Origin of the sequence: Secundilactobacillus hailunensis, from assembly GCF_005405185.1 — a bacterium.
Lineage (GTDB): Bacteria > Bacillota > Bacilli > Lactobacillales > Lactobacillaceae > Secundilactobacillus > Secundilactobacillus hailunensis.
Map to the genome: position 1 here is coordinate 24,200 of NZ_BJDO01000013.1, position 21,574 is coordinate 45,773.

A 21,574-nucleotide genomic window follows, 5' to 3' on the forward strand; every position below is an offset into this window, starting at 1 on the left:
CGGTTTCTGTTATAATGATTAATATGTTTGAATTTAAAAGGTAGGAGAATGCAAATGGATCTTGAACAAATGAAGGCGCACCAACGAGACATCCGGAATTTTTCAATTGTCGCTCATATCGATCACGGGAAGTCGACTTTAGCTGACCGCATTTTGGAAATGACGGATACCGTTGCTAAGCGCGATATGCAAGACCAAATCTTGGATAATATGGACCTGGAACGGGAACGCGGTATTACAATCAAGTTGAACGCGGTTGAATTAACGTATGACGCCAAAGATGGCCATACCTACGAGTTTCATCTGATTGACACCCCCGGACACGTAGATTTTTCGTACGAAGTTTCACGGAGCCTAGCTGCCTGTGAAGGCGCGGTGTTAGTCGTTGATGCTGCTCAGGGGGTCGAAGCACAGACTCTGGCCAACGTTTATTTGGCGATTGACGATAATCTGGAAATTCTGCCAGTGATCAATAAAATCGATCTGCCATCGGCTGAACCCGAAAAAGTTCGCAAAGAAATTGAAGATGTGATTGGCATTGATGCTTCGGACGCGGTCATGGCCAGTGCGAAAAAGGGAATCGGGATTGAAGATCTGCTGGAACAGATCGTGCACAAGATTCCGGCACCGGATGGTGATCTGGAAGCTCCGCTGCGAGCGTTAGTCTTTGATTCAATTTACGATGATTACCGCGGGGTCGTTTTGAGTGTTCGCTTATTTGAAGGCACCGTTAAACCCGGTGATAAAATCAAATTGATGAACTCCGGTTCGGAATACGAAGTGACTGAAGTTGGGGTGAACTCACCGAAGCCACTGAAACGTGATCAGCTGATTGCCGGTGAAGTTGGTTATATTACCGCTAGCATCAAAGATATCACGGATACCCGAGTGGGTGATACTGTTACCAGTGCAGCCAATCCAGCAGATAAGCCGTTACCTGGTTACCGGGAAATGGAGCCTATGGTCTATGCGGGGCTCTACCCAACCGATAATGCCAAGTACCAAGATCTGCGTGAAGCACTGGAAAAATTAAAGCTCAATGATGCCGCTCTGGAATTTGAACCCGAATCTTCACAGGCGCTGGGATTTGGTTTTCGCTGTGGATTCTTAGGGATGCTGCATATGGATGTGGTTCAAGAACGGCTGGAACGGGAATTTAACCTCCAGCTCATTACGACAGCCCCATCCGTGACGTATCGGGCTAATCTAACTGACGGTACGGTCAAGGAAGTGGAAAACCCGTCTGAGATGCCAGATACTGCAGCGGTTAAAACGATTGAAGAGCCCTTTGTTAAAGCCACAATTATGACGCCTAACGACTATGTTGGCCCAGTCATGGAACTGTGCCAGCATAAGCGTGGGGAGTTCGTGACGATGGAGTATTTGGACGATTACCGGGTTAATGTCGTCTATAAGATGCCACTGTCCGAAATCATCTTTGATTTTTTTGATAAATTGAAGTCTTCCACCAAAGGTTATGCATCGTTAGATTACGAATTAGACGGTTACCGTGAAAGTGACTTAGTTAAGATCGATATTTTGCTCAATGGTGATAAGGTCGATGCGTTGAGTTTCATTTCTCACCGTCAGTTCGCTGAGAAGCGTGGCCGTGATATTGCCACTAAGTTAAAGAAAATCATTCCTCGGCAAAACTTTGAAATTCCGATTCAAGCAGCGATTGGTGCTAAGATCATTGCTCGGACAACGATTAAGGCCTACCGTAAGGACGTTACTGCCCGGATTCATACCGGCGACCCTGATCGGCGTGCCAAGTTGCTGGAAAAGCAAAAGCGTGGGAAGGAACGCATGAAGTCTGTGGGAACAGTGGATATTCCGCAAGAAGCGTTCATGGCGGTCTTGCAAACGGATGAGGACGAAAAAGGCGGTAAATAGACATTCTTATGGGAATGCTACTATTGTTTCTTGTTTCAAGTAACGTGCGAATGAAGACTAAATGGGAAGCTAAGTTGTTTTTCAATGTAAGTAAGGCTGCATTGGGAGAGTAACTGGCTTTCTATTTTTTTACATATTGAAGTTGTCTCCTGACTATAATAATTGGAAGTCTTTTTAGTTGTGTATTAAGTTGTCATTTGGTATACTCCAATTATTCAAGCCGTTGCCAACTATGAAAGGATTACAAATGATCTATTATATGACAATCAGCGCTTCATTTGAGAAAACTCGTAAACGCAAAATGAGAAAGAATCGTAAAGACCAATTTGAAATCATGATACTCGAAGTAGAACCAGATAACCCATTTGCGCCGAAAAATTTATTCCATTCAAAAGTCAGATACGTGCCAAGTCGGATTTACGAAAGTATTCCAATTAGGAACGTAATTGAAGATGAAAGAACATGGAATGTTAACGAGACGACCGTTTTTCGACAGACTATTTTTTCGATAAACAGTCGGGAACAGGCCGATGAAATCATTGAAATGTTCCGTCAAGAATATCAAAGTAAAGCCTCGTAAAATCTTCCGTTGTAACTTGTAAACGGACACCATTCACTACAAAAATAAAGCAGCTAGGCCGATACTGGTCTAGCTGCTTTATACTAAAATGTAAACAGAGTTGATTTTGTTAAAGACTAAGGTTGGGCGTATTCATTACCACGTAGCGCTTCGGTTGCGCCAGCAGCTTTGGCCTGGGCCTTCGTTTCTTTCGTATAATTCTGCGGATTCGTGACGCGCGTATAGTATTTATTAGATTTAGACACGTAAACGTGGCCAGCTGGTGCCACGTGCCACTTGCCTGACGTTGTTGCTTGTGAATGTGTCGTTGAATCTTGATAGCCTTGATTAGAACTAGTCGTGCTATGGTGCTGGTAAGGTGTCGCTTGCGAACGATGATAAGGTTTGGCGTTATTGGCACCCGTATTGTAGTTAATTTTGATGCCTTCCGCGTCGTTGATAACGGCAATTTCAGTATTAATGGTGCCATCAGAAGATTTAATATCAACCAGTGAACCACGAGGAATACTTTCGTTGCCCTTATAAATTGGTGTGGTCTGATAGTCGACTGTTTGATGGGTATCAGGGTGATCGGACCAGTAATTTTCAACGGTTTCTTCCCCGTAGCGCATACCACCGTCCTGATCAGCACCGACGTTTTGGGGCCGCGTACCAGTGGTAAAATTATTGACAGAAGTATATGATTTGGCTCCTAAAAGACTATCACCAATGGAATGGCTGCGGTTCCATAAATACCCATGATAGGTCCGGCCGGTAGCTGCGTACGAAATAGCGACGATGGGGTTATTACTTGGCCAGGCATAGGGCTCTAAAGGATCGCCTTGACGGCCACCTCGTGAAGAAGCGTATTCCTGATAGGTGAGTTTGGCACGGGCAGCAGCTGGGCGTTGTTCAGCGTCAGCCGTGAAACGTGGGCTGCTGGTCCCCAGAGATTTAAAACCAGTGAGGTGAGCTTTGCCAACGTGCCAATAATAGTTGCCAGTGGGGCCGGCGGATTCTTTATCCGTATAGCTGACTAGTTTATTCAAGACGCTAGTATGGTCTTGATGATTCGACTGAGAGCTCTTTTTGGTTGAACTCGGTTTGGCACGGCGAGTTGTTTTTGTGTGCGAACGATGCGAACTAGCTGATGAGCTGGAATCTTTCAGTTCGGCTTTACTACTGGATTGATCACTGGCGGATTTAGTTGCTGAATGATTACCAGAAGTGCCCCCGATTACGAAGGCTAGAACTAATAAGATGATGGCGCTCCAACCGGTTCGTTTAGTGGGCAGGTGTTTAAAACGCCGACTGCCCCAATAGCCAAATAAAATAATGCTGATAAGCAGCAAGATCATGCCAAGCGAAGACATGGATGAATCCCTCCTTATACAAAATATAAAATGAATAAGCGATCATTGATGCTTACTCCAATATAGCAAGTCCAACAAGGCTTTGGCAATATAAACCGATATCATTTTAGATATTGTCCGGAAAAGGGCGACTGTTTGGCACAAGTGTTTAACTAATTAGGCTTATTAACTGAACTGATTGAATGACGAAACTCAGAAAACAGCAGATCAGGTCAATTTGTTTTATAATGAAGCTGGATTTAAAAGAGAGGTGGGTTACTAATGGCACCAATTAAACCGATTCAAGACACAGACTATGCAGCAGAGACCCGTCATGGATTAGTACTGGTTGATTTTCGTTCGGATTGGTGTCCGCCATGCACCGCCGTTGATCGGGTGCTGACCCATCTCGCAACCGCGACTGAATTAGCTAAAAGGGTGAAATTCACGTCTATCACCGTTAATCGACAGCCACTGATTGCTGAAGCGTTAGGTGTTCAAAGTACCCCAACGGTAATTCTGAAGAAAGATGGTCAGATCGTGGATGCAGTGATCGGTGCCCGTTCGGTAACAGCTTTTGAGGCATTGATCAGGAAACACTTATAATTAAGCAGACTAAAAAAATAGAAGCTAATTCTTCAAAGTGAAGAGTTAGCTTCTATTGATATATTACGGGTCAATGTTTTAGTCGCGGTAAAATTTGTTTTTGAATAAATTTTAATAATTGCTGATATTCATCTTTATTTTTGGGTGTTGGTAATTGTGAAAAATCAAAGTCCGGCTGGTTTAGATCTCGGTTGAGTGCCGCGATAAAATCATGTCGGGAAAGGTACTTAGTGTCACCCTTGCCACCAATGGAGAAAATATTCATCCGCTGACCTTCTTTCAGTTAGATTCTGGCCACTGTTCCCAATCATAATCCCAGAGCAGTGCCATGGTACCAGCGCCAACGTGGACGCCGAGTACGGGACCAATTTCACTATGGGCAATTTTAATTTTGGGGAAGCTTTTTTCTAGATCGGCAGACCACTCTTCTTGCAGCTGCTGGTTGTTTGCATCGACGATGGTTAGACGTAGTGGGTAGTCAGCTTGATCATAGGCGGTCTGCAATTTTTGCTTAATTCGCTGATAGGCGCGTCGCATCGTGCGTTCCTTTTCAATGGCGACAATCTGGGCTTGATCATTGAACGTTAAAATGGGTTTGATCCGTAATAAACTGCCAACAATACTGGAAGCGTTCGATAAACGTCCCGTTCGGACTAGGCGAGAGAGGTCATCGACCACGAAGTAGACTTCAATTGTGTCTCGTAAATGGGTCAGGGCACGCATGATCTCCTCTGGTGAACGGCCAGCTTCAACGAGCTTGGCAGCTAACATTACTAGATCAGCCTCACCAGCCGATGCAATGCGGGAATCAAAGGGGTAGACCTTGATGTTTTTGACGTTGGGTAAATAATTGACGAGGTTACTGTAAAAAGTAGTGATTCCCGAAGACAGGTGGATACTGATGGCAGCATCATAACCTTCAGCAGCTAACTGATCGTACATATTCTGCATCTGGCCTAAGGTGACCTGCGTCGTCGTTGGCATCTGCGGGTCGGTTTTTAAGCGCTGGTAGAATTCACTTGTTGTGATTTCAACGTTATCCAAATAAGTCTGCTGACCAAAGATAACGGTAATCGGGACCACGTGAATGTTGTGATCCGTTACCTGTTTCGGGGTTAAATAACTGGCTGAGTCAGTTACAACAGCAATTTTCATTGGTTCGGGCTCCTTTAAAATAATTAAATCGCCTATGAGCATATCAAAGGCGTGCCAAGTTAGCAATCATATCCAGTAGGATTTAAAAAAATTATAACCGATGGTGCATCTTGAAAACCAATAATAGCCAGATGATCAAGCCCACGGAGAGACCGATCACCATGATCCAGGCGCTGTTAAAGTGTTCAAACGGTAGCTTGACGTTCATGCCGAAGAACCCGGTAACAATGGTTGGAACAGCCATCGTCAGAGACCAGATCGTCAAAAACTTCATCGTATCATTTAAGTTGTTATTAATAATACTGTCAAAGGTATCGGTGATACGGTTGACCACCTGTTCTTCATTTTGAATCATATGTAAAACTTGGTCGGATTCAATGGAAACGTCTTCCAGCATGTCGTTTTCATCGCTAGAGTTATTAACGCCAAAATAAGTCCGCGGAATTCGCGTGAACAGGTCGTTATTGGATTCAACACCGCTATTGAAGAAGGTGAGGGTCTGGCCCAAATAAGACAGGGCGACCAAGTTGGAATTCTTAGCATCCTTATTGAGCATCTTATCAAGTTGATTTCGCTGCTTAGTTACAAATTTGACGATTGGGATGTAACTGTCGATTAGGTCAAACATTGATTCCAAAATAAACGCCGAGGCCGAAGTCGTTTCAGTATCTTGGGCCGTTTTTTGGAAGGCTTCACTGACAAAACTTAAGTGGCTTTCATTAAAAGTAAAGAGCACGCCCTGATGAATTAAAAAGCCCACTGGCCGGGTGATGTAGCGCGGTGCTTGGGTGTTTTTTAGTTGGTACGGGACTAGGACGATCATCAGTTGCTGATTGTTGGCCGGATCGTAAACGTAATTGGCAGTTTCATCCTTATCAGTGACGTAAGTAATGATGTCGTCTGTGATACCGTAATCAGCCATTAGTGTTTGTCCTTCAGCTTCGGTTAAGGCGGTGGTTTCAACCCAGTCAAAGCCGTTTAAATGTTTGGTTGATTTAATCATAAATAAACTCCCTTTTTAAATTTTTAATTTAAAAGTGGTCATGCCTCAAGAATACTATTTCTAGGGGGAAAAGCAAGCACTAAGGGAGGGTGGATCACGCTAAATTAGGACTGGTAATTAGTGGAAATTAGGTGTTGTTTGGTTGACTTTTTTATAAAAATCCAGTAGTATGTTCTTTTTAAAGAACGGAATAACCCCGTCTTCTGTTGCTTGCAGGTTAAATATGATATGATATATCCAATAGTAAGTTAGTGGGTTATAGAAAAATCATTGGGAGGTGATTACCGTGTTAAATCTAACAAAACAGTACTTAAAGAGCCGACATTATCAGTATGAAAAATCATACATTCGGCCACTGATGACTCCTGAAAGTGTCTACGTCTTTAAATTTGGTCGGGAGGCGTTGAATAATCGGGTAATCATCCGGTACAGTCATACGTGGACTGGTCGTCGCAAGATCAACGAAATCGATCTGCGATTGCACAAACAAAAACATCCACGAATCTTCCAAAGTGAAAAAGATTTATTAGACTATCTTGAATCGCGGTTGCCGCAACGAGAGGAAGAAGAAAAAGAACATCAGACTACTGATGAGGAGAACGCTAAGTAACTTTGGCGTTCTTTTTTTGGAAATTTATTTTTTGAGGAATACGGAGGGCGACAAGTATGAATTGGATCGCAGTGACAGTAACAACGACTAATGAAGCAGTGGAAGCCGTTAGTAATATTTTAATGGAACACGGGGCTTCTGGTGTGCAGATCGATGATGAAAAGGATTATGAGCAGCTTAGTCAGGTTGACTGGGGGAAAAAGGGCGAGATCTTAAACGTGGATGAAATTCCCCACGTAAAAAGCGGGGCGAAAATCACCGCTTATTTTCCGGCCACGATTTATGTGCCGGAGATCATTCCCGCAATTAAGCGCCAAGTTGAGGGATTAAAAGCCTTTGGTTTAGCCGTTGCACCGGCAGAAGTGACTACGGCTAAAGTTGACGAAAAAAACTGGGCAACCGAGTGGCAAAAATACTACCATCCGATACAGGTCACCCGTTTTTTGACCGTGGTCCCGAGCTGGGAGGATTATCAACCGAAAACTAAGGACGAACGGATCATCAGATTGGATCCCGGAATGGCCTTTGGTACGGGGACTCATCCAACGACTAAGTTATCCATGCAAGCTTTGGAGCTCGTCATTCATGGTGGTGAGTCAATGATCGACGTGGGGACCGGTTCTGGGGTGCTGAGTATTACGGCTAAGCAGTTAGGGGCCGGCGATATTCGCGCTTATGATCTGGATCAGGTAGCCGTGGATTCCGCTAAGAAGAATTTGGCGCTAAACCCCATTGCCGCGGATGTTAAGATTGCTGCCAATGATTTACTAAAGGGGATTCACGGTAAAGCTGATATCATTGTTGCTAACATTTTACCGGATGTGATCATTCCCCTGATTCCGCAGGCCTGGGACTTGCTGCCAGTACACGGCTATTTCATCACCTCAGGGATCATTACAGAAAAAGTGGATCAGATTCTTGATGTCCAGCGCAAGCAGGGCTTTAAAATTTTGCAAACACTCAATATGGGTGATTGGTATGCTGTCATCGCGCAAAGACCGGGGGCGGATGATTAGATGCAACGGTATTTTGTGAAGCCCACTTTAAAAACGGGCAGTCAATTTGAGTTAGACAGTAATGTTTCTAAACATTGGCTGCAGGTCATGCGGGGCGTACCAGGGGATCAGGCTGAGTTTGTTGACGGAACAGAAACGCTTTATTTGGGTCAATTGAATGAAGACCATTCGGTAACGGTGGTTAAGCCTTTGGCAAACCACGTTGAATTACCAATCAAAGTCACTATTTTGTCCGGACTTCCAAAACAGGAAAAAGCCGAATGGATCGTCCAAAAAGCCACTGAAATGGGAGCTGATACGATCTGCTTCTTTGGTGCCGACTGGTCGGTGGCCAAGTGGCAGCCCAATAAACTGAGTAAAAAATTAACACGGCTGCAAAAGATTGCCCAGGGCGCCGCTGAACAGGCTCACCGGACGCACATTCCAACGGTGCGTTACTTTAACACTTTGAAGCAAGCCATCACGGAACTTAAATTTGACCATCTGCTGGTGGCCTATGAAGAGGCTGCCAAACAGGGCGAACAGGCGCAGTTAGTCAAATTACTTAGTCAAACTAAAACTGGTGAACAGCTCACGGCGGTCTTCGGTCCTGAAGGTGGTGTTTCACCGGCTGAAATGCAGTTTCTAGAACAAAACCAGGCTACAGTTGCTGGTCTTGGACCCCGAATCTTACGGACGGAAACGGCCCCATTATACTTTTTGGCGGCGGTTTCGACGATGCTAGAATTACAGTGATTGAATGCTATCCATACGAGTAAAATAATGCTAAAATGTAAACCATTCATGAAATAAGAGAGTGAAGCAAGTAAATATGACAATTTTGAAACGAATCGGCTGGCCTTATTGGGCACTCAGCATAGTATTGGGCGTGATCTTACCCACCTTGTTAAACAATATTTCAATTGGTGATCTCTGGCGTTCCGGTGTGATCTACGGTGTAATTTACACCGTTACTGCTGGTTTGATTGGTCATTTTATTAAGCGTCGTGGTGACAGCTGGTGGCTGTTATTTGTTTTACCCGTATTATTTGCGTTAGGAATTTTCATATCTGGGCCGAAATACGCCATCTATTTTGCCCCGGTGTATCTATGTATTAGTTATTTAGCTTATGGCCTGAGCGCCATGGAGGGGATGTGATTGGATGTCTAGAGATCAAACTTGGACAGCGCAGGGCGTGATTGACGCCGTATCAGCTTATATGAATAAGGACCATGTTGCAATTGTCAAACGAGCTTATAAATTCGCTGCAGTTGCGCACAAGGATCAGGTTCGTCAGTCGGGTGAACCCTACATTATGCATCCCATTCAGGTCGCCGGAATTTTGGCTAATCTGAAGATGGATCCAACCACCATTGCATCTGGTTTTCTTCACGATGTTGTTGAGGATACGGGTGTTACCCTCGATGACGTGCGGGAGCTCTTTGGCGACGATATTGCGATGATCGTGGATGGCGTCACTAAGCTGGGTAAAATTAAGTATAAATCTAATAAGCAGCGGCTGGCAGAAAATCACCGGAAGCTGCTGTTGGCGATGTCTAAGGACATTCGGGTCATGATCGTTAAGTTAGCTGACCGGCTGCATAATATGCGGACCCTGCAGCATTTACGACCAGATAAACAGCGTCGAATCGCTAATGAAACGTTGGAAATTTATGCACCGTTAGCTGACCGGTTAGGGATCAGTGCGATTAAGTGGGAATTGGAAGACATTTCGTTACGTTACCTGAATCCGCAGCAATATTACCGCATCGTCCACCTCATGAATTCGCGTCGTGATCAACGGGAAAGCTACATTGCTGAAGCAATTCAAGATATTAAGCATGCTATTGGCGATTTGCACATTGATCCGGAAATTTATGGCCGGCCAAAGCACATCTATTCGATCTATCGCAAAATGCGTGATCAGCACAAGCAATTTAGCCAGATTTATGATCTATTGGCAATTCGGGTGATCGTTGATAACATTCGTGACTGTTACGCGGTTTTAGGAGCCATTCATACAAAGTGGAAGCCAATGCCAGGCCGGTTTAAGGACTATATTGCCATGCCTAAGGCCAACATGTATCAATCTTTACATACGACGGTGATCGGGCCAGAAGGACGGCCGCTGGAAGTCCAGATTCGGACTAAGGAAATGCACCGGGTGGCTGAATTTGGGGTGGCGGCTCACTGGGCCTACAAAGAAGGTAAAACGGATAAGGTTGAAGCAACCAATACCGGCAACAAGTTAAACTGGTTCAAACAGATCATTGAACTGCAGGAAGACACTGATGACGCTGCCGACTTTATGGACAGTGTTAAAGGTGAACTATTTGGTGACCACGTGTATGCCTTTACGCCTAAGGGTGATGTTTTGGAACTGCCGAAGGGTGCCGGACCATTGGATATGGCTTATCAGATCCATACTGAAGTTGGTAACCATACCACCGGTGCCACGGTGAACGGCAAGATCGTGCCATTGGATTACGAAGTTAAAAATGGTGATATTGTCGATATTAAAACGTCCTCTAATTCGGCTGGTCCCAACCGTGACTGGCTCAAGCTGGTCTCAACACGGCGGGCGCGCAATAAGATCAAGCAGTTCTTCCGTCAAAAAGACCGGGAAAAGAACGTTGAATCTGGTCGGCAGATCATCGAACAGCAGCTGCGCGACTTTAAGTTCGATCCTAAGGAACTGATGACGAAGGACAAGCTGCAAAAAGTGGTCGACAAGATGCACTATTCACACATTGACGACCTGTTTGCCGCCGTGGGTTTTGGCGACCTGCAGCCAGTGGGTGTTGCTAACCGCTTAACTGAAGATGTGCGACATCAACGTGAAGAACAGCGGCAGCGGCAAGAAGAACATGAATTGCTGGAAGAACATCAGACCATCGATAATACGGAATCGGAGTCTAGTTCGTACCGCAAGCGTAAGCTCAAACCGTCTGAAGGGGTCGTCATTGAAGGTGTCGATAACCTGCTGGTCCGTTTAAGCCATTGCTGTGCCCCAGTTCCCGGTGATAAGATTATTGGGTACATTACTAAGGGTCGTGGCGTTTCAGTTCACCGTGCAGATTGCCCCAACGTGGCGCATGCTGAAGCTAATGGTGAGCGAATCGTAGAAGTATACTGGGATAACCCTAATGAAACCACGTCAATGTATAATGCTGATCTGGAGATTCAGGGTTATAACCGCGATGGTCTGCTCAACGATGTTTTGCGGATCGTTAATGGCACCACTAAGCAATTAAACGTGGTTAACGGCCGGGTCGATCATAATAAGATGGTCACCATTTCCATTTCGCTGGGTATCAGAAATGCCGAACAACTGGAACGGTTAATGGATAACCTGAAGAACGTCCAGGATGTCTATGTGGTTAAGCGGCCGTTTAGATAAAATGATAAAATTAAAAAAACGACACGGTCAGCCGTGTCGTTTTGATATTTATGAGGAGGATTCATCGTGCGAATCGTATTACAACGGGTAACGTCAGCTCAGGTCGCCATTGACGACCAAGTAGTTGGTAAAATTAAACAGGGTTATTTGGTCTTATTTGGGGCTTCCGATAGCGATGGCGAAGACGAATTGGACTATTACGTGCATAAGATTGCCAAGCTGCGGGTCTTTTCAGATGACGCCGGCAAAATGAACCTGTCGATTCAAGATGTAGGGGGCGCCATTTTATCCGTTTCACAATTTACCCTCTACGCCGATACGAAAAAGGGTAACCGGCCAAGCTTTACGAAAGCTGGGGCACCAGACCATGCTAAAGAGATCTATGACCGCTTTAACCAAAAATTACGCAATGCTGGCATTCAAGTTGAAACTGGTGAATTTGGTGCTGATATGCAAGTCAGTCTGGTCAACGATGGTCCCGTGACTATTCTGTTTGACAGCGCGGATCTATAAGGAGATTGTAATGAAATATCAATCGTTTTTCTGGGATTTTGATGGCACTATTTTTGACACTTATCCCATCATGGTGCAAGCCTTCATGACCGCGCTGACTAGACAGCAGGTTTCTGAACTTGAGTTAGATGAACAGGAAATTTATGAAGTGATGCGCCAGCACTCATTTGGCACCGCGAAGCAACAGTTCAGCGCAGAATTTAGTATCGATGCCGAGCGATTAGAACACGATTACCGTCAAATTGAAAGTCAGCACATTGCACAGGCGCGACCGTTTGCCGGTATGCTGGACTTACTGCAGCAATTAAGCGAAGCAGGTGGGCAACATTACCTGCTGACGCATCGTAACCGCAGCGCTAATCAACTATTAGAAACGGCTGACATTAAAAGACTGTTCGCTGATGAAGTCACCAGTGAACAGCCCTTTCCTAGGAAGCCTAATCCAGCTTCCCTGAATGCTTTAATTGAACGAAACGGTGTGAAGCGGCCAGAAGCCATTATGATTGGCGACCGAACGTTAGACATTGATGCGGGTCATAATGCCGGAATTGCCGGCGCTTTGTTTGACCCCGGCCGGTTGATCGATTTTCGTTCCAGCCACCCTGAAATCAACGTGACTAACGTGGGTGAACTGAAAGCGGTCTTACTTCAGTAATGTTTCAGTAATTACTGAGAATGCGATCAACGGAGCCACCGTAGGATTCACCGAATAAATTGAGGTGTGCCATCAGGTAGTAAAGTTGATACCACGGCAGCCGTTCTTGAAAGCCCGGCTGAATGGGGTAGGTGTCGTTGTAACCTTGGTAAAATTGGTCATCAAAACCACCAAATACCGTGGTCATAGCGAGATCAAATTCCCGTTCGCCGTACAAAACGTCTGGATCAATCAAGGCCGGTTTCCCATCAGCGGTAAACATCACGTTGCCAAACCACAGATCACCGTGCAGTAAACTGGGCACGCTGTCGTGATGCTGAAAATAATCTAAGATAATCTGGCAGAGCCGTGTAAGATGGTCCTGCCTTTTTTGATTCCACAGCCCGTGCTGGTCAGCTCGTTTAGCCAGAACTTCTAGCCGTTGATGGACGTAGAAGTCACCCCAATTAGTCTGCCAGGTATTGATTTTGGGCAACTTGCCGTCAACGTCATGGTCGAAGCCAAACCGGTCGTTGTGCAGCTGATGCACGTGAGCGACCAGTTTACCGAGATCATACTGACTGCCTTGACCGCTTTCTAGCCAGGATAGGATCAGGTAGGCGTCACCGCTAATTTGACCAGAAGCGATGACTTGGGGCACTAAGGCCGCCTGTGCTAATAGTTTGAGACCTTCGATTTCGTGCTGATAAAAGACTTGTTCACGATTGGGCTGCACCAGCAAGAAATAGGTCGTGTCGGCCGTTTCCAGTCGATAGGCTTGATTAATGTCACCACCTGAAACGGGAACCACTCGTTTGATGGCGTCGATTGGCAGCTGCTTGAGCCATTCATTATCCATGTATTTAACCAACCTTTCTGAACTTATTTATTTTCAAAGTAGGCGGCTAGACCATTGGTGACATCCTTAGCCACCTTATTTTGATAGGCCGGGTCTTCAATTGATTTGAAGTCCTTGGCGTTATTGATATAGCCCATCTCTAATAGTAACGCAGGTCGCAAGTTGTCGCGAATTACTTCAAAGTTGCCAACATCGACCCCCTTATTAGTTAGCGGCAAGCCCGTGAGATGCTGATTAATGGTATGCGCTAACTTTAAGGAGGTATTGGCATGGTAATAGTAGGTCGTGAAGCCGGACCCCAAGTTATTTTCAGGGCTGGAGTCATAATGAAAACTAATAAAAGCATCCGCGTGGTTGTCGGTTGCCATTTCTGGCCGGGCTCCCAAAGAGACGGTTTGATTGCCGGTACGCGTCATAATGACGTGAGCGCCGCGGGCAGTTAATTGATTACGGACTTTTTTGGCTAATTGCAGCGTATAGGTCTTTTCATCGTGATGCTGGTCAATGGACAGGGCACCGGAATCACTGCCGCCATGACCGGGATCCAAAACGATTGTGGCTTCGGACAAATTAGTGGCTGTTTTGATTTTTGACGACTGATTGATCAGCCAGCTGGCGACCCAGCCGAAATAGTGATCATCGTAGCGGACTTTATACCAGTTATCCGTTTTCTGAACGATGTAAACGGCCTGCCCCTTTTTCAAAATAGCTTTAGTTTGATAGTTAATATTGGGACCGGTGCGCACATTAATGTTTGCGATGGGGGTCGTTAAGCGGTCTTGACGAACGGTTTGAAAGACAGCAATGCCTAAGGTCAGCACGATTGCAATTGAAATGACGATCTGCTGCCAGTGTTGTTTCACGTAGTTCAAATTGATTTCCTCGATTAGTTTTTGAAATAATTATAATTATAGATTATTTTGCTACAAAGATACAGCCTGCAAATGAAAACGTCCTTGACTTTTTGCGGGCAACTGAGTAGTCTTATTGGTAGTTAAATAAATGAAACGCCGATGAAAAAGATCAGTAAATGACCCGTGACTTTCAGAAAGTATCTGGTTGATGAAAAGATACAGCAGACGGGAAGTTGAAGACACTTTTGAGGTGGGTAAGCAATTATCCGTGTCCAACGTTATGGATGAGTAAATTTAAGGTGGTACCGTGCGAAGCACCCTTGTGAAAACAAGGGTGCTTTTTATTTTTTTACGCCACGACATCAAAAATCAGAAAGGGAGATACTATGCGTTATCAGCGACCAAAAGGCACTGCGGACATTCTTCCCGGTGAGAGTCAGCACTGGCAGTATGTTGAGGCAGTGGCGCGACAAGTATTCAGTAAGTACCGGTTCGAAGAGATTCGCACACCGTTATTTGAAAATTTTGAAGTGTTCTCGAGAACTTCTGGCGACACTTCAGACATTGTTACTAAGGAAATGTATGATTTTAAGGATAAGGGCGACCGTCACATCAGTTTACGGCCAGAGGGGACCGCTGGTGTTGTGCGGGCCTTTGTGGAGAACAAACTGTATGGTCCAGAAGTTCAAAAGCCCTTTAAGACTTACTATATCGGGCCGATGTACCGTTATGAACGGCCACAGTCAGGCCGTCAGCGGGAATTCCATCAAATGGGGATCGAAGCGTTCGGTTCCGATGAGCCAGCTCTAGATGTTGAGGTCATTGCGGTGGGGATGGATCTGTTTAAGCATTTCGGTATCTCTAACCTCCGTTTGGCGATCAACACACTAGGCGATAAGGAGACTCGAGATAATTACCGGCAGGCGCTGATCGACTATCTGGAACCGCACTACGATGAACTGAGTGAAGATTCTCAGATTCGCTTGCACAAGAATCCGCTACGGGTACTGGATAGTAAGGATAAAAAGGATAAGCAGTTCGTGGCGGATGCGCCATCGATCCTAGATTATCTGACACCTGAAGCTAAGGCTCATTTTGACCAAGTAAAGAGCTTGCTGTCAGCTATCGGTATTGACTACGTGGTCGATTCAACCATGGTGCGAGGTCTGGACTACTACAACCACACCATTTTTGAAATCATGGTTGATTCAAAGGCGTTAGGTCATGGCTACACCACGGTGTGTGCCGGTGGTCGTTACAACGGCTTGGTCGAAGAATTGGGCGGCCCGGAAGTTTCCGGTGTTGGGTTTGGCCTAGGTATGGAACGCTTGATCTTATTGATGGAAGCTGAAGGGGTCAAGTTCCCTGAAGAACATCATTTGGACGCCTATGTCGTGGGCATTGGTGATGAAGCCAACGCACCAACGTTAAAGGTGGTTCAAGCGCTGCGTCAGCAGGAATATTCAGCTGACCGCGATTACTTAGCTCGTAAACCCAAGGCGCAGTTCAAAACGGCTGACCGCTTAAGTGCTGCTTACACGCTGACTCTGGGTGAAAAAGAGTTAACGACCAATACGATTCACGTTAAGAATATGAACTCTGGTAATGAAGTTTCAGCACCGTTAGACGATGTGATGACCGATTTCGCCAGTGTCATTAAAAATATTGATTAAAGGGAGAGTAAGATGAAGCGAACAACATATGCCGGTCTGGTGGACGAAAAATATCTTGATCAAGATGTCGTCCTCAAGGGCTGGGTTCAAAAGCGCCGTGATTTAGGCGGTTTAATATTTATCGATCTACGCGATCGCGAAGGCATCGTTCAACTGGTCTTCAGTGAGGAATTTGATAAGGATGCATTAGCCGTTGCTGACCAGCTGCGGAACGAATACGTCATTGAAATTAAGGGTCACGTGGTACCACGGGCCGAACACGAAGTTAACGAGAAGATGCGTACCGGTAAGATCGAAGTGCGGGTATCTGAAATCAACTTGTTAAACAAGGCTAAAAACCCGCCATTTTATATTCAAGATGGTATTAACGTTTCTGACGATCTGCGGTTGAAGTACCGTTATCTGGATCTGCGTCGGCCAGAAATGCAACGTGGTCTCTTAATTCGTAACCGGATCACCCAATCAGTTCACAGTTACTTTGATTCTCAGGGCTTCATCGATATTGAAACGCCTGATTTGACTAAGTCAACGCCAGAAGGTGCCCGGGACTATCTGGTGCCTTCACGGGTCTATCCGGGTCATTTCTACGCTTTGCCACAATCACCACAACTGTTTAAGCAGTTGCTGATGGGTGCCGGCTTTGACCGTTACTACCAAATCGCCCGTTGCTTCCGTGACGAAGATCTGCGTGGTGACCGTCAGCCAGAATTTACCCAAATCGATATGGAAACCTCCTTCTTGGATGCTGAAGAGATTCAAGATCTGACTGAAGGTCTGATTGCTAAAGTCATGAAGGAAACCTTAAACATTGACGTTAAGTTACCGTTCAAACGGATGGACTGGGATGAATCGATGGCTCGCTTTGGGACTGACCAGCCAGATGTCCGTTATGGCATGGAATTAAAAGACTTAGGCGACTTAGTGAATAATCTCGGCTTTAACGTCTTTAACAAAGTGCTTGATGACGGTGGCCAAGTTAAGGCAATCGCCGTTCCTGGCGGTGCTGATAAGTACTCCAGAAAAGACATCGACAAGTTCGTGGAGCATATCGAACGCTTCGGTGCTAAGGGCTTACCTTGGTTGAAGGTCACTGAAGACAACTTTACCGGCCCAATTGCTAAGTTCTTCAAGGACAACGCTGAACTGTACAAAGCCATTACGGAACGGACCGGCGCTAAGCCTGGTGATCTCCTGTTATTCGCCAGTGATTCCAGCCGAGTGGTTGCCCAAACTTTGGACTACCTGCGGCGGACAATTGCCAAGGAACTTGGTTTGATCGATGAGTCGAAGTTTGCCTTCCTGTGGATCGTGAACTGGCCACTATTCGATTACGATGTGGACTTAAAGCGCTGGGTTCCAGCCCATCACCCATTCACCATGCCAAAAGCCGGTGACGAACATTACTTGGACGAAGGCGAAGATCCGCATAAAGCCTACGCGCAAAGTTATGACATCATCTTAAACGGTCTGGAATTAGGTGGCGGTTCGATCCGGATCCACACCCGTGACCTGCAAATGAAGATGTTCAAAGCCCTCGGATTCACCAAAGAACGGGCCGAAAAGCAGTTTGGTTATCTCCTAACCGCTTTGGATTACGGCTTTCCGCCTCATGGTGGTCTGGCAATCGGCTTGGATCGGTTTGCCCGCTTGTTAGCTAAGCGCGGTAACATCCGAGACGTCATCGCCTTCCCTAAGAACTCTAAGGCTGTTGAACCATTAACATCTGCACCAACCACGGTTTCAGACAAGCAATTGCAAGATTTAAGCCTGTTTGTAACCAAGGATGACGATAAAAAAGATAAATAAGTTATAAAGAGTGCTAGACAAAAAGCATGGTTCTCAGTCAAAAATGGCTGAGAACCATGCTTTTTTGATGACCATATATTTATTGTAGATAATTGATTTTAAAAACTACTTGATGATTTTATCATCCGTTTCAGGTCCCCAAATGAAGATGACAGCGGCCGCAATAATGGCAATTACTGCAATGCCGTAGAAGAGAAACACGGTTGAAAAATGGGTGATTACAATGGTGACGACTGAGGGCATCAAAACGTTTAATAGCTTGGAAACACCGTTGGCAATACCGGCGCCACGGAAGCGGTGACTGGTTTCAAACAATTCGTTGGTGTAGATGCTGACCACGGTTGCCATTAGAATATAGAGGGTTACTGTCAGCAAAAAACCGTTTAGTAAGATACCCACCGTAGTGGTCTCATAGGCATAAGCAAACCCTAGAATAGCGACGGCAATAAAGGCGCTGCCAATTAATTTTTTCCGGCCAGTCTGGTCTACTAGCAGGGCACCAATGGCACAGCCAATTGGGGCACCCAGCATCATGATGGCAGAAAAGCCGATGGAACTGACAATATTAATGCCGCGTTTCAGCAGTAACGTTGGCACCCAAGTGGAGAAGGTATACTGGCAAAGCAGGGTGGCACTGACAGCAACAATTGCAATAAACAAGCCTTTGGCAAAGCTAATGTGGATGACAGATTTATTTTTATCTTCTAACTCACCATCATCGTAAAGCCCGCGGGTCGTGAGCTGTTTAATAATGGCGTTAGCCTCTTGAGTCCGGCCCTTAGTCAATAGCCAGCGGGGTGATTCAGGAAAATGACGACGGGCAAACCACAGGATCATGGCCAAAATCCCTAACAGCAGAAACATTGACCGCCAGCCGAATTTCGGAATCACGAAGGTGGCAATCAGTAAGGTGATCGGTGCACCGGTGTTGGCGATGATCGCGGTTAATCCGGACCAGTGACCGCGACGTTTAACTGGCGCAAACTCATTGACAACGGCATAACTGGTGACAATTTCGGCACCCAGACCAGTGGCAGCAAACAGCCGGCAGATGATCAGTGTGATCATATTCGGTGCAAAGGCGGCTAAGAGGGTAAACGCGCCAAATAGCAACAAATTATACTGATAAGATTTTTTGCGGCCATAAAAGTCGCCAATATACCCGGAAATTAACGATCCGAGGAACAGTCCTAAAAAGCCGCTGGATAAGAAGAGTGAACCCTGTGTAACGGTGGCAAAATGGGATGCAACCATGGCGCCATTGATGGCACTGGCCACGTAAACGTCAGCAGCGTCCAGCATGATGCCAGCGCCGGCTAATCCAAATACTTTGTAGAACAAAGGCGTTTCGCGAGCGGAATTAAGCTGTGTTTCGAGGTTAAGTGAACTTGAACTGATGCTATGAGAAGTAACGGTATTAGAAGCCATATGTATTCCTCCTAAAGATAGATGAATGATGTGTTTTTGTACCTGTGTATGGGCTAAGGGCACGAATGGATGCGCTGATGAATACTAGATACTGCGATTTGGCGAATAAAAATTCCCCCTTATCTGAAATAAATGTAAAATAAAACGTCCTTCGAAAAAATTCGAAGGGCGCAATAGTATGCACGGTACCACCTTGATTTGTTGTCCATAAGACAACCTCAGCGGATCTAACAATGCTTAAATCCGTCGGCCAGATAATGGTGGTCACCACGAAATCCCAATAAACAATTATGGCTCAAAGCCTACTTTTAGTTCTAGATGCCATCCGTTTGCAGCCACTACGGACTCTCTAAGCACATCGAAGGAACTTACTCTGCTTATTCACTCTGTTTATCATTGATTTTTAATTATTCTTTAATTTAGTTGTATGCTAACTCATAACTTGAACCTTGTAAAGAGACTAGCTAAAATCAATTTTAGTTATGCAGTCTTGATTGACGGTACAGACAGCGGTTTGCTTGTTTCATGAGCTGAAATACCCTATACTGATCACTATTCAATTTAATCAATTTAGGGGTGAACGAAATGAGTAAAAAACGAGAAACAGCAATTTTTGCAGGTGGGTGCTTCTGGTGCATGGTCAAGCCCTTCGATACACAGCCAGGTATTGAGAAGGTGGTCTCTGGCTATACTGGTGGGCACGTGGCTAATCCGACTTACGAGCAGGTCAGCAGCCACACTACCGGCCATACCGAAGCGGTTAAAATTACCTTTGATCCAGAAATCATGTCTTATGAAAGATTAGTTCAGATCTATTGGCAGCAGACCGACCCAACGGATGCTATGGGCCAGTTTCAAGACCGTGGCGACAACTACCGACCAGTCATTTTTGTGAAGGACGAGACCCAGCGTAAAATTGCAGAAAAGTCTCGTCAGGCTTTGATCGATAGTGGTAAATTCGATGCCCCAATCGTCACTCAGATTGAAGACGCTAAGCCATTTTATGAAGCTGAAGAAGAACATCAAGATTTCTATCGCAAGCAGCCAGCACGAATGGCCATGCAGGAAGCCGGTGGGCGTGAAAAGTTCGTTAACGAACACTGGCAGGATTCGAAAACCAAGTAAAGTTCGCTTTAGAATCTGGAAATAATGCTGTGCAGCCCGATGAGGTATGCTAGGATATTGGTAGTAACCTAACAGGATAGAGAGGGTTTGTTATGGATGATGTACAGCGTTTAGTTAAACGCCATCAATCAATTGGAAAAATTTCGACTGCTTTTATATACGGTATTTTAGTGTCTATCGCCATGAATTTCTTTTGGACGCCAGGACACATTTATTCTTCTGGTATCACTGGGTTAGCCCAAATTGTGACGACCCTGACTGAACGGCACTTGACCTTTGTGATTTCAACTGCTTTAGGACTGTTTTTGCTGAACATCCCACTGTTTATCTTGGCGTGGCGGGCAATCGGTCATAATTTTACGGTTTATACGGTTATTGCGGTTTTTCTTGCCAGTTTAATGATCAAGATGCTGCATCCCGTTCATTTGACGACTGACCCCATCATCTGTGCGCTGTTTGGTGGGGCGGTCAACGGGTTTGGAACCGGCTTGGCCCTTAAAAGCGGTATTTCAACCGGGGGCTTAGACATCTTGGGAATCGTGATTCGCCGCAAGACTGGCCGCTCGATTGGCTCCATTAACATTGCGTTTAATTCGCTGATCATTTTGGCTGCCGGTTTTCTGTACGGCTGGCCACACGCGTTTTATTCCGCCATTGGGTTAGTGGTTAACGCCCGGGTCATGGATATGACTTATACGCGCCAGCAATTGATGCAGGTGATGATCATTACTGACCGGCCGAAAACGGTGATTGATTCGATTCAAAACCATATTCGACGGGGGATTACCATTGTGCATGATGCGGAAGGTGCCTATCACCATGATACGAAGACGATCCTCTTCACTGTTATTTCGCGTTATGAAATGTCGGACTTAGAGGAAGCCATGAATGAAGCTGATTCAAGTGCCTTCACCAGTGTTTCAGAAATTTACAAGATTTTGGGCCATTTTTATGAGCCTAGATTATGACAATTTTATCGCTATGTTCTTGATATCAAGGGCATGGCGATTTTATATTTTGGTAAATTCTTAAATTCTGATAAAAGCCAGTTACTTAAAATTTGAATGTGGTATAATGCCAAGGTGTGCGTTACGGCACCCGTTGCTGG

Annotated in this window: 21 protein-coding genes; 14 read left to right on the forward strand and 7 right to left on the reverse strand. The window is 45.4% G+C overall.

Annotation, left to right across the window (positions count from 1 at the left end; genetic code table 11):
- Window positions 1-54: 54 nt before the first annotated feature.
- Entirely contained in the window at window positions 55-1,893 is a 1,839-nt protein-coding gene (lepA, locus tag FFM73_RS05185; protein ID WP_137630719.1) for a translation elongation factor 4, read from the forward strand.
- 247 nt (window positions 1,894-2,140) lie between these two features.
- Window positions 2,141-2,473: a hypothetical protein gene (locus tag FFM73_RS12925; RefSeq protein WP_206750970.1), complete on the forward strand. Its 333-nt coding sequence runs from the start codon at window positions 2,141-2,143 to the stop codon at window positions 2,471-2,473.
- Between the two features lie 116 nt (window positions 2,474-2,589).
- Here the strand turns inward: FFM73_RS12925 and FFM73_RS05190 are convergent, their stop codons facing one another.
- Window positions 2,590-3,825 carry a DNA/RNA non-specific endonuclease gene (locus FFM73_RS05190; RefSeq protein ID WP_137630720.1) on the reverse strand — a complete coding sequence of 412 codons (1,236 nt, stop codon included), beginning with the start codon at window positions 3,823-3,825 and terminating at the stop codon, window positions 2,590-2,592.
- Between the two features lie 261 nt (window positions 3,826-4,086).
- Here FFM73_RS05190 and FFM73_RS05195 point away from each other — a divergent pair, with 261 nt between their 5' ends.
- The gene (locus FFM73_RS05195; protein WP_137630721.1) at window positions 4,087-4,410 is read left to right on the forward strand and encodes a thioredoxin family protein; all 324 of its coding nucleotides are present in this window, start codon (window positions 4,087-4,089) and stop codon (window positions 4,408-4,410) included.
- Between the two features lie 70 nt (window positions 4,411-4,480).
- Here the strand turns inward: FFM73_RS05195 and FFM73_RS05200 are convergent, their stop codons facing one another.
- The 3 genes from FFM73_RS05200 to FFM73_RS05210 all read right to left on the reverse strand — a co-directional run bounded on the left by FFM73_RS05200 (window position 4,481) and on the right by FFM73_RS05210 (window position 6,568).
- A complete protein-coding gene (locus FFM73_RS05200) occupies window positions 4,481-4,675 on the reverse strand; it encodes a hypothetical protein (RefSeq protein ID WP_137630722.1) in 195 nt (64 codons plus the stop codon).
- Window positions 4,676-4,689: 14 nt separating this feature from the next.
- Window positions 4,690-5,565: a DegV family protein gene (gene fakB / locus FFM73_RS05205; RefSeq protein ID WP_137630723.1), complete on the reverse strand. Its 876-nt coding sequence runs from the start codon at window positions 5,563-5,565 to the stop codon at window positions 4,690-4,692.
- Window positions 5,566-5,656: 91 nt separating this feature from the next.
- Window positions 5,657-6,568 carry a magnesium transporter CorA family protein gene (locus FFM73_RS05210; protein WP_137630724.1) on the reverse strand — a complete coding sequence of 304 codons (912 nt, stop codon included), beginning with the start codon at window positions 6,566-6,568 and terminating at the stop codon, window positions 5,657-5,659.
- 277 nt (window positions 6,569-6,845) lie between these two features.
- On the opposite strand from FFM73_RS05210, the gene FFM73_RS05215 reads away from it, so the two are divergent.
- From FFM73_RS05215 to FFM73_RS05245, 7 genes are all read left to right on the forward strand, one after another.
- Window positions 6,846-7,178 (forward strand): hypothetical protein, encoded by a 333-nt coding sequence (locus tag FFM73_RS05215; RefSeq protein WP_137630725.1) that lies wholly within the window; start codon window positions 6,846-6,848, stop codon window positions 7,176-7,178.
- Window positions 7,179-7,234: 56 nt separating this feature from the next.
- Entirely contained in the window at window positions 7,235-8,194 is a 960-nt protein-coding gene (gene prmA / locus FFM73_RS05220; protein WP_137630726.1) for a 50S ribosomal protein L11 methyltransferase, read from the forward strand.
- Window positions 8,195-8,929: a 16S rRNA (uracil(1498)-N(3))-methyltransferase gene (locus tag FFM73_RS05225; RefSeq protein ID WP_137630727.1), complete on the forward strand. Its 735-nt coding sequence runs from the start codon at window positions 8,195-8,197 to the stop codon at window positions 8,927-8,929. It abuts the gene before it with no gap.
- A 76-nt stretch (window positions 8,930-9,005) separates the two neighbouring features.
- The gene (locus FFM73_RS05230) at window positions 9,006-9,332 is read left to right on the forward strand and encodes a hypothetical protein (RefSeq protein WP_137630728.1); all 327 of its coding nucleotides are present in this window, start codon (window positions 9,006-9,008) and stop codon (window positions 9,330-9,332) included.
- Window positions 9,333-9,336: 4 nt separating this feature from the next.
- On the forward strand, window positions 9,337-11,574 hold the full coding sequence (locus FFM73_RS05235) for a RelA/SpoT family protein (RefSeq protein WP_137630729.1): 2,238 nt from the start codon (window positions 9,337-9,339) through the stop codon (window positions 11,572-11,574).
- A 66-nt stretch (window positions 11,575-11,640) separates the two neighbouring features.
- Complete coding sequence (dtd, locus tag FFM73_RS05240; RefSeq protein WP_137630730.1) at window positions 11,641-12,087, forward strand: D-aminoacyl-tRNA deacylase; 447 nt, start codon at window positions 11,641-11,643, stop codon at window positions 12,085-12,087.
- A 10-nt stretch (window positions 12,088-12,097) separates the two neighbouring features.
- Window positions 12,098-12,742 (forward strand): HAD-IA family hydrolase, encoded by a 645-nt coding sequence (locus FFM73_RS05245; protein WP_137630731.1) that lies wholly within the window; start codon window positions 12,098-12,100, stop codon window positions 12,740-12,742.
- Between the two features lie 4 nt (window positions 12,743-12,746).
- On the opposite strand, the gene FFM73_RS05250 is transcribed toward FFM73_RS05245, so the two are convergent.
- Window positions 12,747-13,580 (reverse strand): fructosamine kinase family protein, encoded by an 834-nt coding sequence (locus tag FFM73_RS05250; protein ID WP_137630732.1) that lies wholly within the window; start codon window positions 13,578-13,580, stop codon window positions 12,747-12,749.
- A 23-nt stretch (window positions 13,581-13,603) separates the two neighbouring features.
- The gene (locus FFM73_RS05255) at window positions 13,604-14,443 is read right to left on the reverse strand and encodes an N-acetylmuramoyl-L-alanine amidase family protein (protein ID WP_306418823.1); all 840 of its coding nucleotides are present in this window, start codon (window positions 14,441-14,443) and stop codon (window positions 13,604-13,606) included.
- Between the two features lie 377 nt (window positions 14,444-14,820).
- Here FFM73_RS05255 and hisS point away from each other — a divergent pair, with 377 nt between their 5' ends.
- Both hisS and aspS read left to right on the forward strand, forming a co-directional pair.
- A complete protein-coding gene (hisS, locus tag FFM73_RS05260; RefSeq protein ID WP_137630734.1) occupies window positions 14,821-16,107 on the forward strand; it encodes a histidine--tRNA ligase in 1,287 nt (428 codons plus the stop codon).
- A gap of 12 nt (window positions 16,108-16,119) precedes the next feature.
- The gene (gene aspS, locus FFM73_RS05265; protein WP_137630735.1) at window positions 16,120-17,913 is read left to right on the forward strand and encodes an aspartate--tRNA ligase; all 1,794 of its coding nucleotides are present in this window, start codon (window positions 16,120-16,122) and stop codon (window positions 17,911-17,913) included.
- 105 nt (window positions 17,914-18,018) lie between these two features.
- Here aspS and FFM73_RS05270 read toward each other — a convergent pair whose 3' ends face one another.
- Window positions 18,019-19,341 carry an MFS transporter gene (locus FFM73_RS05270; RefSeq protein ID WP_137630736.1) on the reverse strand — a complete coding sequence of 441 codons (1,323 nt, stop codon included), beginning with the start codon at window positions 19,339-19,341 and terminating at the stop codon, window positions 18,019-18,021.
- Window positions 19,342-19,926: 585 nt separating this feature from the next.
- Between FFM73_RS05270 and msrA the strand changes: the two genes are divergently transcribed.
- Together msrA and FFM73_RS05280 are read left to right on the forward strand one after the other, a co-directional pair.
- On the forward strand, window positions 19,927-20,466 hold the full coding sequence (gene msrA, locus FFM73_RS05275; protein ID WP_137630737.1) for a peptide-methionine (S)-S-oxide reductase MsrA: 540 nt from the start codon (window positions 19,927-19,929) through the stop codon (window positions 20,464-20,466).
- A gap of 92 nt (window positions 20,467-20,558) precedes the next feature.
- Complete coding sequence (locus tag FFM73_RS05280; protein WP_137630738.1) at window positions 20,559-21,434, forward strand: YitT family protein; 876 nt, start codon at window positions 20,559-20,561, stop codon at window positions 21,432-21,434.
- Window positions 21,435-21,574: the final 140 nt, after the last annotated feature.

Bases quoted from the DNA above. Each gene is read 5' to 3' on its own strand.
- lepA (WP_137630719.1), top strand. From the start codon at position 55: ATGGATCTTGAACAAATGAAGGCGCACCAACGAGACATCCGGAATTTT.
- FFM73_RS12925 (WP_206750970.1), top strand. From the start codon at position 2,141: ATGATCTATTATATGACAATCAGCGCTTCATTTGAGAAAACTCGTAAA.
- FFM73_RS05190 (WP_137630720.1), bottom strand. From the start codon at position 3,825: ATGTCTTCGCTTGGCATGATCTTGCTGCTTATCAGCATTATTTTATTT.
- FFM73_RS05195 (WP_137630721.1), top strand. From the start codon at position 4,087: ATGGCACCAATTAAACCGATTCAAGACACAGACTATGCAGCAGAGACC.
- FFM73_RS05200 (WP_137630722.1), bottom strand. From the start codon at position 4,675: ATGAATATTTTCTCCATTGGTGGCAAGGGTGACACTAAGTACCTTTCC.
- fakB (WP_137630723.1), bottom strand. From the start codon at position 5,565: ATGAAAATTGCTGTTGTAACTGACTCAGCCAGTTATTTAACCCCGAAA.
- FFM73_RS05210 (WP_137630724.1), bottom strand. From the start codon at position 6,568: ATGATTAAATCAACCAAACATTTAAACGGCTTTGACTGGGTTGAAACC.
- prmA (WP_137630726.1), top strand. From the start codon at position 7,235: ATGAATTGGATCGCAGTGACAGTAACAACGACTAATGAAGCAGTGGAA.
- FFM73_RS05225 (WP_137630727.1), top strand. From the start codon at position 8,195: ATGCAACGGTATTTTGTGAAGCCCACTTTAAAAACGGGCAGTCAATTT.
- FFM73_RS05230 (WP_137630728.1), top strand. From the start codon at position 9,006: ATGACAATTTTGAAACGAATCGGCTGGCCTTATTGGGCACTCAGCATA.
- FFM73_RS05235 (WP_137630729.1), top strand. From the start codon at position 9,337: ATGTCTAGAGATCAAACTTGGACAGCGCAGGGCGTGATTGACGCCGTA.
- FFM73_RS05245 (WP_137630731.1), top strand. From the start codon at position 12,098: ATGAAATATCAATCGTTTTTCTGGGATTTTGATGGCACTATTTTTGAC.
- FFM73_RS05250 (WP_137630732.1), bottom strand. From the start codon at position 13,580: ATGGATAATGAATGGCTCAAGCAGCTGCCAATCGACGCCATCAAACGA.
- hisS (WP_137630734.1), top strand. From the start codon at position 14,821: ATGCGTTATCAGCGACCAAAAGGCACTGCGGACATTCTTCCCGGTGAG.
- aspS (WP_137630735.1), top strand. From the start codon at position 16,120: ATGAAGCGAACAACATATGCCGGTCTGGTGGACGAAAAATATCTTGAT.
- FFM73_RS05270 (WP_137630736.1), bottom strand. From the start codon at position 19,341: ATGGCTTCTAATACCGTTACTTCTCATAGCATCAGTTCAAGTTCACTT.
- msrA (WP_137630737.1), top strand. From the start codon at position 19,927: ATGAGTAAAAAACGAGAAACAGCAATTTTTGCAGGTGGGTGCTTCTGG.
- FFM73_RS05280 (WP_137630738.1), top strand. From the start codon at position 20,559: ATGGATGATGTACAGCGTTTAGTTAAACGCCATCAATCAATTGGAAAA.